Here is a 13,524-nt window from a genome sequence, read left to right as displayed (position 1 = left end):
GTGTCCCGGCGCTCGAGCGTCAACGCGAAAGGGCCGTGCGCCCCTCACCCGCACCCGTGCGCCCCTCGTACAGTGGACCTGGCGTGCGATTACAGCCGTGGGTCGACCGGCTCCGACTCCAGTGCGAGCACCGCGAAGACCGCTTCGTGGACCCGCCACAGCGGCTCACCGTCGGCCAGCCGGTCCAGGGCCTCAAGACCCAGCGCGTACTCACGCAGCGCCAGCGAACGCTTGTGGTTCAGGAACCGGTTGCGCAGCCGCTCAAGGTTCTCCGGCCGGGTGTACTCGGGACCGTAGATGATCCGCAGGTACTCGCGGCCGCGGACCTTGATGCCCGGCTGCACGAGCCGGCCCTTCTCGTCCCGGGCCAGGGCCTGGAGCGGCTTGACGACCATGCCTTCGCCGCCCCTGCCGGTCATCTCCAGCCACCAGTCGACACCGGCCGCGACCGAAGCCTCGTCGCCGGTCTCGACGACCAGACGCCGGGTGACCTGGAGCAGACCCGTCGGGTCGTGCTCCACCAGCCTGTCCAGCCACGCCAGTTGCTCGTCGTGCGGTACGGAGGCGAGCGAACGCCCCTGCACGGCGAGGATCTGGAACGGCGCGATACGCACCCCGTCCAGCCCCTCGGTCGTCCAGCAGTAGCGCCGGTACGCCTCGGTGAAGGCAGCGGCGTCGGCGGCACGGTCGCGCTGCTTGGCCAGCAGTGCGTCGACCGGGACGCCGCGGGCCACGGCCGCCTCCAGGGCCGCCGTGGCGCCCGGGAAGACGGCGCCGGAGGCAGCACCGACGGCCGCGTACTGCGAGCGCAGCAGCCCGGAGGCCTTGAGCGACCAGGGCATCAGCTCGGCGTCCAGCAGCAGCCAGTCAGTGTCCAGTTCCTGCCAGAGTCCCGCCTCGGTGACGGCTGTGCGCAGCCGGTCAAGGATCTCCTCGGTGATGGCCCGGTCATCGAAGAAGGGACGTCCTGTACGGGTGTGCAGCGCGCCCGTGGGGCCGTCGACCCCGAAGCGCTCGCGCGCGGCCTCGGCGTCACGGCAGACCAGCGCCACCGCCCGCGAGCCCATGTGCTTCTCCTCGCACACGACCTTCGCGACGCCGTCCGCCCGGTACTGCGCGAAGGCCTCGGCCGGGTGCTCCAAGTAGCCCTCCTCCTTCGAGGTCGCGGTCGGCGACATCGTCGGCGGAAGGTAGGTGAGCAGCCGCGGGTCGACCGCGAAACGGCTCATCACTTCGAGCGCCGCCGCTGCGTTCTCCTCGCGCACGCCGATGCGGGCCATGAGCCGGGTCTCCACGACCCGTCGCCCCTGCACATCGGCGAGGTCGAGCGGCCTGCCCTCGCGGCCGCCCGGCGCCTCGGTGCCGAGCGGCTTGACCGGCTCGTACCAGACCTTCTCGGCCGGTACGTCGACCAGCTCACGCTCGGGCCAGCGCAGCGCGGTCATCTTGCCGCCGAAGACCGCTCCGGTGTCGAGGCAGATGGTGTTGTTGATCCATGAGGTGTTGGGCACGGGTGTGTGGCCGTAGACCACAGCGGCCCGGCCTCGGTAGTCCTCCGCCCACGGGTAACGCACGGGCAGGCCGAACTCGTCGGTCTCGCCGGTGGTGTCGCCGTACAGCGCGTGCGATCGGACCCGCCCGGAGGTGCGCCCGTGGTACTTCTCGGGCAGACCGGCGTGGCAGACGACCAGCTTGCCCTCGTCGAGGACGTAGTGGCTGACAAGTCCGTCGATGAACTCCCGCACCTGCTCGCGGAAGGCGTCGTCCTCCTTCTCCAACTGCTCGATGGTCTCGGCCAGTCCGTGGGTGTGCTGGACATTCCGGCCCTTGAGCCAGCGTCCGAGCTTGTTCTCGTGGTTGCCCGGCACACACAGGGCGTTGCCGGAGGCGACCATGCCCATCACGCGGCGCAGAACGCCGGGGCTGTCCGGTCCCCGGTCGACCAGGTCACCGACGAACACGGCCGTACGGCCTTCCGGGTGTGCGCCGTCCACATAGCCGAGCGTGGCCAGCAGGGTCTCCAGCTCGGAGCGGCAGCCATGGATGTCGCCGATGATGTCGAATGGACCCGTGAGGTGGGTCAGGTCGTTGTAGCGGCGCTCCAGGACGACCTCGGCGGACTCGACCTCTTCCACGCTGCGCAGGATGTGCACCTTGCGGAAGCCTTCGCGCTCGAGGCCGCGCAGCGAACGGCGCAGCTCGCGACGGTGGCGCTGGATGACATGGCGGGGCATCCCGGCCCGGTCGGGGCGTACGGCATTGCGCTCGGCGCACACCTCTTCCGGCAGATCGAGGACGATCGCGATCGGCAGCACGTCGTACTCGCGCGCCAGCCGCACCAGCTGCTTGCGACTCTCCGGCTGGACGTTGGTGGCGTCGACGACGGTCAGCCGCCCGGCCGCGAGCCGCTTGCCCGCGATGTAGTGCAGTACGTCGAAGGCGTCGCCGCTCGCGCTCTGGTCGTTCTCGTCGTCGGCGACGAGGCCACGGCAGAAGTCCGAGGAGATGACCTCGGTGGGCTTGAAGTGCTTACGGGCGAAGGTGGACTTGCCCGATCCGGTGGCGCCGATGAGGACGACGAGGGACAGGTCGGTCACCGGGAGTTTGCGCTTCTTCGGCGTGGTGGTCGTGGACGTGGTCATGCGGCCTTCGCCTCCTTCTCGGTCCCGGCCTTGTCGGTCCTGGTGAACACAGCCATCTGCGTGGGCGGCCCCACCTCGGGGTCGTCGGGCCCGACGGGCACGAACTCGACGCCGTAGCCGTCCCGTTCGGCGACGGCCTCGGCCCATGCGCGGAACTCCGCGCGTGTCCACTCGAAGCGGTGGTCGCTGTGACGCACATGCCCGGCGGGGAGCGTCTCCCAGCGGACGTTGTACTCGACGTTCGGCGTGGTCACGATCACCGTCTGCGGCCGCGCCGACCCGAACACCGCGTACTCCAGCGCGGGCAGCCGCGGCAGATCGAGGTGCTCGATAACCTCGCTGAGTACGGCAGCGTCATAACCCGCCAGGCGCTTGTCGGTGTACGTGAGCGCGCCCTGGAGCAGCTTGATCCGTGCGGCCTGGCGCTCGCCCATCTGGTCCAGCTTCAGCCTGCGGCCGGCGATGGTCAGCGCTCGCACCGACACATCCACACCCACGATCTCGGTGAAGCTCACATCCTTGAGCAGCGCCTGCACCAACTGGCCCTGCCCACAGCCCAGGTCGAGCACCCGGCTCGCCCCGGCGCCACGCAGGGCGTGGAGGATCGCGTCCCGCCGCTGCTCGGCGAGCGGCACCGGCTTCTCTTCCGTGTCCGTCGTCTCGTCCACGGCGTTGTCGACGGCCTCGACCTCCAGGTCGTCGGCCTCGGCGAGCCGTACCAGCTCAAGGCGCTCCATCGCCTGTCGTGTCAGCCCCCAGCGGCGCGACAGATAGCGGCTGGTGATCAACTTCTGCTCGGGGTGCTCGGCCAGCCAGCCCTCGCCCGCCCGCAGCAACTTGTCCACCTCGTCGGGCGCGACCCAGTAGTGCTTGGCGTCGTCGAGCACCGGCAGCAGGATGTACAACTGCCGCAGCGCATCGGCGAGCCGGAGCTCCCCCTCAAGCACCAGCTGTACGTACCGCGAGTCGCCCCACTCCGGGAACTGCTCGTCCAGTGCAACCGGCTCCACCTCGACCGATGTCCAGCCCAGCGGCCCGAAGAGCTTCCGGACGAGCTCGGCGCCACCGCGCGCGGGCAGCGCGGGCACCTCGATACGCAACGGCATCGGCGCCTCGGCGCGCCCGGGCAGCGCGGCGCACACACCCCGCAGGGCGCTCTTGAACACGCTGCTCAGCGCCACGGCCAGCAGCGAGGACGCGGCGTACGGCCGGTCGTTGACGTACTGCGCCAGCGCCGAATCGGGCGCACCGCCGCGGCCCTTCCCCTTGCCGCGCCGCACCAGCGCCACCGGATCCACCTCCAGCAGCAGCGCGGCAGTGCAGCGCTCGGCGGACGCCTCGGGATAGAAGACATGCGCCGTGCCGTGCGAGGTGGAGAACGTCTGCGCCTTGTCGGGATGCTTGTGCAGCAGAAATCCGAGGTCGGTCGCGGGACGTTCCGGGGTGCCGGTTGTACTGATCGTCAGGAACACGCGTCCGAGTATGGCCGGATTCACCCATCCCGACCATGGAATTCCTCCCTGACCGCTGCCGCCAGCTCCGCGATCTGCCCCGGCCCCACCCGGCAGCAGCCGCCAACCAGCCGGGCCCCGGACGCCAGCCAGTCCCGCGCCCTGCCCGGGTCGTACGTCGCCCCGCCCCGCCACCGCCGTCCCCCGGCGTCCCACCGCTCCCCGCTGTTCGGATAGACGACCACCTGCTTGCCGCTGACCGCCGCCGCCACCTCCACCGCGCGGTCCGCGTCGCCGGGCTCGCAGCAGTTCACTCCGACCGCGATCACCTGGTCCCGGTCGGCGGCCAGGGCGAAGGCCGCAGCCAGCTCCTGGCCGGCCCGGGTCCGCTCGCCGGTGATGCTGTACGAGAGCCAGACCGGCAATCCGCTCCCTTCCACCGCCCCCAGCAGGGCCTCCGCCTCGTCCATGTCCGGCACCGTCTCCAGGGCGAGCACATCGGGGCCCGCCGCGACGAGGGCCTCGATCCTCGGCCGGTGGAAACGCTCCAGCTCCCGCACGGACAGTCCGTACCGCCCCCGGTACTCGCTGCCGTCCGCCAGCATCGCCCCGTACGGCCCGACCGATGCCGCGACCCAGACCTCCCGCTGGACCAACCCGCCTGCGGCACGGGCCAGTTCAACACTGCGGGCCAGCAGCCCGGCCGCCTCGTCCCGTTCGACTCCGCGCCGCGCGAAGCCCTCGAAGGTGGCCTGATAGCTGGACGTGATGAGCACCTGCGCACCCGCCCGCACATACGCCGCGTGCGCCGCCTCGATCTGGCCCGGATCGTCGGCGAGCAGCCGCGCCGACCAGAGCTCGTCGGACAGATCGCAGCCCTGTGCCTCCAGTTGATTGGAGAGGCCGCCGTCGAGGACGACGACGTCTTCAGCAAGGGCGGCGGCGAGGGTACGGGCGGGGCGCACAGGGATCAGCTCAGCTGGGACTGGACCTGGGCGGAGATCAGCTCCAGGTGGTCGAGGTCGTCGAGGTCCAGGACCTGGAGGTAGATCCGGGACGCGCCGATCGCGCCGTACCGCCCGATCTTGTCGACCACTTCCGCGGGCGAACCGGCCAGGCCGTTCGCCTTCAGTTCCTCCACCTCCCGTCCGATGGCGGCCGCGCGTCGCGCCACCTCTGCGTCGTCCTTGCCCACGCAGACGACCAGGGCATTGGAGTACACCAGGTCGTCCGCTCCGCGCCCGGCCGCTTCGGCGGCGGCACGGACCCGGCCGAACTGCCGCTCGCTGTCCTCGATCGAGGCGAACGGAATGTTGAACTCGTCGGCATACTGCGCGGCCAGCCGCGGGGTGCGGGTCGCCCCGTGCCCGCCGATCAGCACCGGCAGCTTGGCCTGAGCCGGCTTGGGCAGCGCGGGCGAGTCGGCGAGCTGGTAGTACGCGCCCTCGTACGAGAACGTCTTGCCGATCTCCGTGGCCCACAGCCCGGTGACGATGGCCAGCTGCTCCTCGAGCCGCGCGGACCTCTCCTTGGGGAACGGAATGCCGTACGCCCTGTGTTCCTCCTCGAACCAGCCCGCGCCGAGGCCCAGCTCGACCCGGCCGCCCGACATCTGGGCGACCTGGGCGACCTGGATGGCCAGCACGCCCGGCAGCCGGAAGGTGCCCGCGGTCATCAGCGTGCCCAGGCGGATCCGCTTGGTCTCCCGGGCCAGCCCGGCCAGGGTGATCCAGGCGTCGGTCGGTCCGGGCAGCCCGTCGGTGGAACCCATGGCGAGATAGTGGTCGGAACGGAAGAAGGCGTCGAATCCGAGGTCCTCGGTGGCCTTGGCAACGGTCAGCAGGGTGTCGTAGCTCGCCCCTTGCTGGGGCTCGGTGAAGATTCGAAGATCCATGCATCCATCCTGCACCGTCGAACGGCCGTCAACCCCACCGTCCTGGCCAGGCCCACTCCGGCCCGGTCGGGTGAAAACCGTCAACCCGGTGGAGGGCGCCCTGCCCCCGCAGTGACTGGCCGCCCGGGCCCGTCGTTGGCTCGGGCGGAGCCGGACCGCCCGGCCCGCGCGCCGGCGGCCGCTGTCGGTGCGTCTGTCGCACGTGTCGCCCTTCCCCCTCGGGAACGGCCCGGGCCGAGGAGGCCACCACCATGCCCCAGGACGCCGCACCTGATCAGGCCGTACGACCTGAAGAGGCCGCACACGACCAGACCGTGCCGGAGCAGGCGGGACCGGGGCCGTCCCTGTCCGAACAGGCAATGCCGGAGCCGGCGATGACCGAGCCGGCTCTGCCCCAGCAGCAGGGCGACGGCGCACCCAAGGGTCTCTTGCAGCAGATGGAGGAGCTGATGGCGGCGCTGACCGCCGATCTCTCCCAGCTCGATGCCGACCTTCAGTCCTCCGGCGACCGCGGGCCGGGCGACGCCTGATTGTCCACCGATCCCACTCAGTGCCTTCGAGGTCATGACGACCCCGCCGTCGAGTCCACCGCGTCCACGGCTTCAGCCGCGCTGTCCACCGAGCCGGAGGAGCCCGGTGAGCCCGACGAGCCGCACGAGCCGGACGAACGCGTCGGCTCCCGCGTCCCGGACACCTTCGGCACAGCCGGCGCAACCGCCGGACCGGCTCTGGCCCGGACCTGATCGGGAGGCCTGTCGGCGTCCCGCACCGCGAGCCGCCGCAGCATCCCCTGCACCCGGTCGCTCGACTCGTCGGCGGCGTCTATCGCCTCGATGCACTGCCAGTACAGCCCCTCTTCGTCGGTGGCACACGCGACCCCGACCAGGGCGATCCCCACATCCGCCAACAGCACGCCCAGCCCGATCAACGTCTCCCGCGCATCCGCCACTTCGGACAGCTGCGAGGCCCTCACCCCGCCGCTGCGCACCATCGGATGGTCGAGGACCCCGCATGCACGTCCGCCGATCTCGCTCAGCCCGCGTGCCTCACCTCTCAACTCCGGCGGTCCATATGCCGCCAGTCTGCTTCCGATCGCCTGCGCGAGTGCCTGCGCCTGCCAGGCTTCCGCCACGATGTCGGGCACTGCACGGCTCCGCGCCAAGGCGTGCCGACTGAGCCCGATGAGCCGCTCCGCGTCCATGTGTACGCCGCCCCCGTTCGTACGACTTACTGCCCACTCAGTTCATTACCCAGAGTGAAGGCGGTTGAGCCTGAACGCCAGGGGAATTCGGAAATCTGTGGACACCAAGGCCGTTGTGGATAACGGGGCAACTCCATAGAGTGACGAGGTCCTGATTGCCGGGGTATCGGACCCGCCCGGAATCACTTCGCCGGGAAGCGAATCTCGTTCCGGTCGATCTTTTCGGAGAGCGCCGTCAGCACATCGATGCCGAGCACCTCGCAGAACTGCAGGAGATATGCCAGCACATCAGCGACCTCGTCGCGCACCCGGTGCGCCGAGCTCTCCTTGTCCATCACCCGCGCCGACTGCTCGGGCGTCAGCCACTGGAAGATCTCGACCAGTTCGGACGCCTCGACGCTCAGCGCCACCGCCAGATTCTTCGGTGTGTGGTACGGCTCCCAGTCCCGCGCCGCCGCGAACTCCGCGAGCCGGCGCTGCAACCCCGCCACATCCAGTCCGGGTCCCGTCGACCCGGGTCCCGTCAACCCGGGTCCCGTCAACCCGGGTTCCGCAGGCCCGGCCTCCGTAGGCCCGGCCTCCGTAGGCTCGTCCCGCTTCGGCTCGTCTTCTCTCGTCACGGCACCAGGTCTACCACCGTCACACCCTCCACCCCGCGCACGTACGACGCATCGGCGACAGCCCCCACCAGCCGGACATGCCCCCTCGCCGCCATCTCCGCGCCCAGTGATACCAGTTGGCGCGTCTGCCGTGGATCCAGGCAGCGGTCGAAGCCGTCCGCGAGAACGGTGAGCGCCTGATACGCCGACGGCACCTCGGCCGCCTGGTCCATGGCCAGCACCCCCGGCCCGGTGAGCAGCACCAGCGCGAGAGCGAGAAATCTCAACTCGCCCTCGCCGAGCCGCCCCACGGGGGTCGCGCCGCGCACCCCGCCCCGGCCCAGCAGCGCCCGTACCGTCCCGTCCCCCAACTCCTCGACGGCCAGGTCCTCCACCGCACCCGCGCACCCCACCCGTGCCGCAGCAGCCAGTCGCGCATGCCGTGTGGCGCACTCGCTCCGCGTCCGGTGCAGCACCTCGGCGAGGTTGTCGCAGCCGCGCCGCAACCGCCCCTCCCCCGCCGCGACCGGCTCCCGCATCCGGTGCGGCTGCGGATCGCAGGCGAAGACCGACCGCAGCGCGACGACCACCTGCTCGGCGGCCGCCAGCACCTGCAGCTGGCCCTCGGTCTTACCTGCCACGCGCAGCGGCAGCAGAGCAGTGCCGAGCCGGTCGTCCGGGAGTGGGGCCCGCGTCACCGCCACGGCTCCGGCCGTGTGCCAGGCCGCCTGTACGGAGGACCGTCCGGGATCGCGCAGCGCGGTGGCCAGCAGGGTCCGTCCACCGCTGGTCAACCGCTCGCCGACGACACGCAGTTCGGGTTCGGCCTGTACGGCGAGGTCGAGCTGGACGGGAGCGGCCGGACCGTCGACCGTGCAGCCGATCCTGAATCCCCGGCGCCCCTGCCGGTCGGCCTCGGCCCACTCCGGAACACACGCCGCGGGATCCGGGAAGACGCTCTCGAGTTCCTCGCCCGCTCCGAGCCGCGCCAGTGCCTCGTACGCCTGCAGGGCACTCGACTTGCCGCTGCCGCTCGCGCCCGCGAAGAGCGTCAGCGGACCGAGGGGAAAGACCGCGCCGCGGTGCGCCCTGAAGGCGGAGAGCCGCAGTTCGGTGACGGTGGGGCGGACGATGTCGGCGCCGGTGAGCGGGGTGTGTGCGGCGGTGCGTGTGGCGGTGTTCGCGTTCATGATCGGGACGGTACGCAGCACGAATTGCGCGGAACCGTTCCGTCGCGACGACCTTCCTACGAACGGGGGACGGCGGCCGCCGCGATCCCCTCGACCTCGGTGCCGATCGGGGCAAGGAGGAAGACGTTCCGGTCGACCCGGTGCATCCCGCTGCCGAGTCCGAAGACGACTCCACTGCTGAAGTCCAGGATGCGCTTGGCGACTTCGGTGTCGGCGCCGGTGAGGTCGAGCAGCACCGGGATCTGGGCGATGAGGTAATCGGCGACCTCGCGTGCGTCGGCGAACACCTGCACGCGCATGACCACGAAACGACGCTGCTCGGCCGCCGCGTAGTCCTGCGGGACGGTGCGGTGGTCGACCCGCGACGGCCACTCGTTACGGCTGCGCAGCGGGACGACCTGGGCCAGGCCCTCCCACTGCTCGTCGGTGACGTCGTACCTCTCGTACCTACTCATGCGCCCATCCTCGCGCCCCTCACCCGTTCGGCCCAACAGCGACACGGGCGAGTCGGCCAAGGATCACTGCGGGCAGCCGGATCAGCCCGCGGCGGCGGGGTCGGGGACGAGACCGGCGGCGACGAGGCCCGCGAAGACTGCGTCCCTCATGACCTCCACCGCGGACAGGGGGCGGACCATCACGGTGAACTCCTTGATGAGGCCCGCCTCGTCGAACTGCAGCAGGTCGATTCCGTGAATCTCCTTGCCGTTCACCACGGCCCGGAAGATCAGGATCTCCGAGGGGGTCTCGTGGCCGTCCGTGCTGGTCTCGGCCGTGCCCTCGAACTGCCCGACATAACGGAAGTCCTCGAAGGTGCGCAGCAGGACGCCGAGGAGCCCGACCACCATCGGCCGCCCTTCGAAGGGGGTGAACTTCACCGGGCTGTAGAAGCGGATGTCCTCGGTGAACAGGTCGTCCAGCGCGCTGAGTTCCCGCTTCTCCACGGCAGCGCGGAAGCGTTCGGCAGTCTCCATGAGCCCTCCTGATGTGCCTAATGTTCCTGATGCTCTGATGTCCACACGCTATTACTCAAGAATCTGACTAGTCTCTTTCTTGAGTATCATGCGGACAGAGACCGAGGGAAGGGGGCTGCCCCGATGGCTTTGCGACATGCCGTACTGGCGGCACTGCTCGACGGCGAGCACAGCGGCTACCAACTGGCCAAGGCGTTCGACGTCGGCGTCGCCAACTTCTGGCACGCCCTGCCCCAGCAGCTCTATGCCGAACTGACCAGGCTGGAGAAGGACGGTCTTGTCACGGGTCGACAGGTGGTCCAGGAAACCCGGCCCAACAAACGCGTGTTCAAGGTCACCGACGCCGGTCTCGCCGAACTGGAGCAGTTCGCCGCGGCCACGTCGAAGCCGTCCTTCATCCGTGACGATCTGCTTGTCAAGGTCCAGGCCGCCGACCGCATCGGCACCGGGCCGGTGATCGAACAGCTCGAAGAGCGCGCGTCCGTCGCAGCCGCCAAGATCGAGCTCTTCGGCAAGCTGCTACGGAAGATGCGGGGCGAGATGGAAGAGGAGGAGTTCCTGCGCCGGGGCGAGCGGATCGGGCCGTATCTGACCTGTCTGCGCGGTCTGGCCTTCGAGGAGGACAACCGCGCCTGGTGCCTGCGGATCGCCGCCGTACTGCGTGAACGGCAGTCGGACCACGCCCGGTTGTGACACCCCCTAGGCCGGGCCGCGGCGCTCGAAGACCACGTCCCGTGCCGTCCCCAGCGCCGTGGCCACCGCCCCCAGCAGGACCGCATCTTCTCCGAGTGCGCTCGGCGCAACCTTCGGACGCAGTGGCGTAAGGGACTTGAGGGTGTCCTGCACGGTGCGCAGCAGCAGGTCCGCGCTGTGTCCGACGCCGCCGCCGAGTACGACGAGATCGGGATCGAGGACGGCGGCCACTGCGGCGACGGTGTGCGCGAGGCGTTCGCCCTCCTGCCGGACCGCCCTGACCGCGGCGGGGTTGTCGCGGCGCGCGGCGACGAAGACGTCCTTCGCGGTGAGCGGTCCCGTCATACCGAGCGCGCGGGCGGCCTCGACGACGGCCTCGCCCGAGACGGCGTCCTCGAGAGTGTCGGGCTTCTGCCGTCCCGGCCAGGGAAGGAAGCCGATCTCGCCGGCCCCGCCGTGTGCCCCGGTGAACAGGCGGCCCTCGCTGACGATGCCCATGCCGAGGCCGGTGCCGATCATCACGTAGACGAAGAGTCTGCTTCCTGAGCCGACGCCGAAGGTGTACTCGCCGAGGGCTGCGAGGTTGGCGTCATTGTGGACGGCGAGCGGTACGCCCAGTTCCTCGCGCATCCGGTCGAAGAGCCCTGCGCGGCCCCAGCCCGGCAGATGCAGGGCATAGCGCACGCGATGCCGTTCCTCGTCATACACGCCCGGGGTGCCGACCACGGCCTGGGCGACCCGGTCCGTATCGACGCCGCTCTCGGCGACGACCCGGTGGGCGGTGGCGACCACGAGATCGGCCATGGTGGCGGAGGTCCGGGCGCGGTTGCGTACGTCGGTACGGGTGACGACCGAGCCGTCCAGATCGGCGAGGGCGACCCGCAGCCAGTCGCGGCCGATGTCGATCCCCAGCGCGTATCCGGCGGCGGGGTCGGGGGCGTAGAGCACGGCGGCGCGGCCGCGTTCGGGGGTGTGGGTGCCCGCTTCCCGTACCAGGCCTGCCTGTTCCAGTGCGGCGAGCGCGCTGGAGACGGTGGGTTTCGACAGGCCCGTCTCGCGCGCGAGCTGGGCTCGCGAGGCGGCTCCGCCCGCTCGCAGCCGGTCGAGCAGCAGCCGCTCATTGGTGCTGCGCAGTCGCTGCCTGTTCCAGCGCTGCTCGGCGCTCTCCTCGCTGCTGGTGGTCATGCCGTCAATACTCACGCATCCCCTGACGACCTCTTGACGGACCAAGTAAAGCTCCTTAACTTAATCACACCCGGCGCCGTCGTGCATCCCTTTTCTGGCGAAGTACTGACGAATCGGCCACAACTCCCCGCCCCGCCACCTGAGATCAGGGAGGCTTCCCTTGTCCGGAACCCCGCCGCCCGCCGACGGCTTCGTGCGCCGCATCGGCCCGTTCCAGGCCACCGCCATCAATATGAGCCAGATGTGCGGCATCGGGCCCTTCGTCACCATCCCCCTGATGGTTGCCGCCTTCGGTGGACCGCAGGCCGTCATCGGCTTCGTCGCCGGTGCGGTGCTGGCGCTCGCCGACGGACTCATCTGGGCCGAACTCGGCGCGTCCATGCCCGGATCCGGCGGCAGTTACGTATATCTGCGCCAGGCCTTCCAGTACCGGACGGGCAAGCTCATGCCGTTCCTCTTCGTATGGACGGCCATGCTCTTCATCCCGCTGATCATGTCGACCGGCGTGGTGGGCTTCGTCCAGTACCTCGGCTACCTCGCGCCCGGCATGGGCCGGTCGACCGGCGACCTGATAGGACTCGGCGTCATCGTCTTGGTGATCGTGCTGCTGTGGCGCGGCATCGAGCACATCGCCAGGATCACCGCCGTCATGTGGACGGTCATGATCGCCTCGGTCACCCTGGTCATCGTGGCCGCGGCCACCGACTTCAGCGCCGACCTCGCCTTCACCTACCCGGCACACGCCTTCGAGTTCACCAGCAACACCTTCTGGGTCGGCTTCGCCGCGGGCCTGACGATCGGCATCTACGACTACCTCGGCTACAACACCACCGCCTACATGGGCGCCGAGATCAAGAACCCCGGCCGTACGCTGCCGCGTTCGATCATCTTCTCGATCCTCGGCATCATGGCGATCTATCTGCTGCTGCAGATCGGCACCCTCGGCGTCATCGACTGGCACCGGATGACCGACCCGGGTGACATCGCCTCGACGTCCGTCGCCTCCGCCGTCATGGAGGAGACCTGGGGCAAGGGGGCCGCCAACACGGTCACCGTGCTCATCCTCATCACCGCCTTCGCCTCCGTCTTCGCCGGACTCCTCGGCGGGTCGCGGGTGCCGTACGACGCGGCACGCGACCGGGTCTTCTTCCGCCCGTACGGCAAGCTCCACCCTAAGCACCGCTTCCCGATGCTGGGCCTGGCGACCATGGGAGTCATCACGGCCATCGGCTTCCTCATCGGCCGCCACACCGATCTGGCCACGCTCATCCAGCTGCTGACCACGGTGATGGTGATCGTCCAGGCCCTGGCCCAGGTGGTCGCCCTGACCGCCCTGCGCAAACGGCAGCCGGGCCTGCGCCGCCCGTACCGGATGTGGCTCTACCCGCTGCCGAGCATCGTGGCGTTGGTGGGCTGGCTGGTCATCTACGGATACGCCGACAAGAACTCCCCCGGCCGCCATCCCATCGAATGGTCACTGGCCTGGCTGGCGCTGGGCTGTGTGGCGTTCGTGGTGTGGGCGAGGTACGAGAAGGTGTGGCCGTTCGGTTCCAAGGAGATCTCGGAGGACTACCTCGCCGCGCAGGCCGGCGGGACCGATCCACAGGACAGCGGTACGGAAACGGTCACGGCCTGAGGGCCGGGTCCATCAGCTCTCAGCACCGCGGGACGGAGCCTCGTCCCGCGGTGCTGCTGCGC

The 13,524-nt window shown here is 70.0% G+C and carries 12 protein-coding genes and 1 pseudogene; 3 read left to right on the top strand and 10 right to left on the bottom strand.

Annotated elements, in window-relative coordinates:
• Positions 1-89: 89 nt before the first annotated feature.
• The 4 genes from ABZS64_RS07520 to ABZS64_RS07505 are packed head-to-tail and all read right to left on the bottom strand — an operon-like array spanning position 90 to position 5,987.
• Positions 90-2,642, bottom strand: coding sequence for a polynucleotide kinase-phosphatase (locus tag ABZS64_RS07520; RefSeq protein ID WP_355824472.1), 2,553 nt, complete (start codon positions 2,640-2,642; stop codon positions 90-92).
• Positions 2,639-4,114, bottom strand: a complete 1,476-nt coding sequence (locus ABZS64_RS07515) for a 3' terminal RNA ribose 2'-O-methyltransferase Hen1 (protein WP_355824469.1) — start codon at positions 4,112-4,114, stop codon at positions 2,639-2,641. Before ABZS64_RS07515 ends, ABZS64_RS07520 begins: the two co-directional genes overlap by 4 nt.
• A 20-nt stretch (positions 4,115-4,134) precedes the next feature.
• On the bottom strand, positions 4,135-5,058 hold the full coding sequence (gene mmuM, locus ABZS64_RS07510; RefSeq protein ID WP_355824466.1) for a homocysteine S-methyltransferase: 924 nt from the start codon (positions 5,056-5,058) through the stop codon (positions 4,135-4,137).
• 5 nt (positions 5,059-5,063) lie between these two features.
• On the bottom strand, positions 5,064-5,987 hold the full coding sequence (locus ABZS64_RS07505) for an LLM class F420-dependent oxidoreductase (protein WP_355824463.1): 924 nt from the start codon (positions 5,985-5,987) through the stop codon (positions 5,064-5,066).
• Between the two features lie 251 nt (positions 5,988-6,238).
• On the opposite strand from ABZS64_RS07505, the gene ABZS64_RS07500 reads away from it, so the two are divergent.
• The gene (locus tag ABZS64_RS07500) at positions 6,239-6,517 is read left to right on the top strand and encodes a hypothetical protein (RefSeq protein ID WP_355824729.1); all 279 of its coding nucleotides are present in this window, start codon (positions 6,239-6,241) and stop codon (positions 6,515-6,517) included.
• A 221-nt stretch (positions 6,518-6,738) separates the two neighbouring features.
• Here the strand turns inward: ABZS64_RS07500 and ABZS64_RS07495 are convergent.
• From ABZS64_RS07495 to ABZS64_RS07475, 5 genes and pseudogenes are all read right to left on the bottom strand, one after another.
• A pseudogene (locus ABZS64_RS07495) lies at positions 6,739-7,188 on the bottom strand (DUF6099 family protein); the annotation flags it as partial.
• A 182-nt stretch (positions 7,189-7,370) separates the two neighbouring features.
• Positions 7,371-7,715: a nucleotide pyrophosphohydrolase gene (locus tag ABZS64_RS07490; protein WP_355824460.1), complete on the bottom strand. Its 345-nt coding sequence runs from the start codon at positions 7,713-7,715 to the stop codon at positions 7,371-7,373.
• Positions 7,716-7,804: 89 nt separating this feature from the next.
• Positions 7,805-8,977, bottom strand: a complete 1,173-nt coding sequence (locus ABZS64_RS07485) for an ATP-binding protein (RefSeq protein ID WP_355824457.1) — start codon at positions 8,975-8,977, stop codon at positions 7,805-7,807.
• Positions 8,978-9,033: 56 nt separating this feature from the next.
• A complete protein-coding gene (locus ABZS64_RS07480) occupies positions 9,034-9,432 on the bottom strand; it encodes a cell division protein SepF (protein ID WP_355824454.1) in 399 nt (132 codons plus the stop codon).
• Between the two features lie 81 nt (positions 9,433-9,513).
• Complete coding sequence (locus ABZS64_RS07475; RefSeq protein WP_355824453.1) at positions 9,514-9,948, bottom strand: nuclear transport factor 2 family protein; 435 nt, start codon at positions 9,946-9,948, stop codon at positions 9,514-9,516.
• Between the two features lie 123 nt (positions 9,949-10,071).
• Between ABZS64_RS07475 and ABZS64_RS07470 the strand changes: the two genes are divergently transcribed.
• Positions 10,072-10,641: a PadR family transcriptional regulator gene (locus ABZS64_RS07470; protein WP_355824450.1), complete on the top strand. Its 570-nt coding sequence runs from the start codon at positions 10,072-10,074 to the stop codon at positions 10,639-10,641.
• Positions 10,642-10,647: 6 nt separating this feature from the next.
• On the opposite strand, the gene ABZS64_RS07465 is transcribed toward ABZS64_RS07470, so the two are convergent.
• Positions 10,648-11,826, bottom strand: a complete 1,179-nt coding sequence (locus ABZS64_RS07465; protein ID WP_355824448.1) for an ROK family transcriptional regulator — start codon at positions 11,824-11,826, stop codon at positions 10,648-10,650.
• Positions 11,827-11,986: 160 nt separating this feature from the next.
• Between ABZS64_RS07465 and ABZS64_RS07460 the strand changes: the two genes are divergently transcribed.
• Positions 11,987-13,462, top strand: coding sequence for an APC family permease (locus ABZS64_RS07460; RefSeq protein WP_355824446.1), 1,476 nt, complete (start codon positions 11,987-11,989; stop codon positions 13,460-13,462).
• Positions 13,463-13,524 lie beyond the last annotated feature (62 nt).

It is taken from the genome of Streptomyces sp. NPDC005408 (assembly GCF_040606445.1).
Lineage (GTDB): Bacteria > Actinomycetota > Actinomycetes > Streptomycetales > Streptomycetaceae > Streptomyces.
The sequence above is the reverse complement of the archived record's forward strand: the minus strand, read 5'-3'. Positions and strand labels throughout refer to the sequence as shown.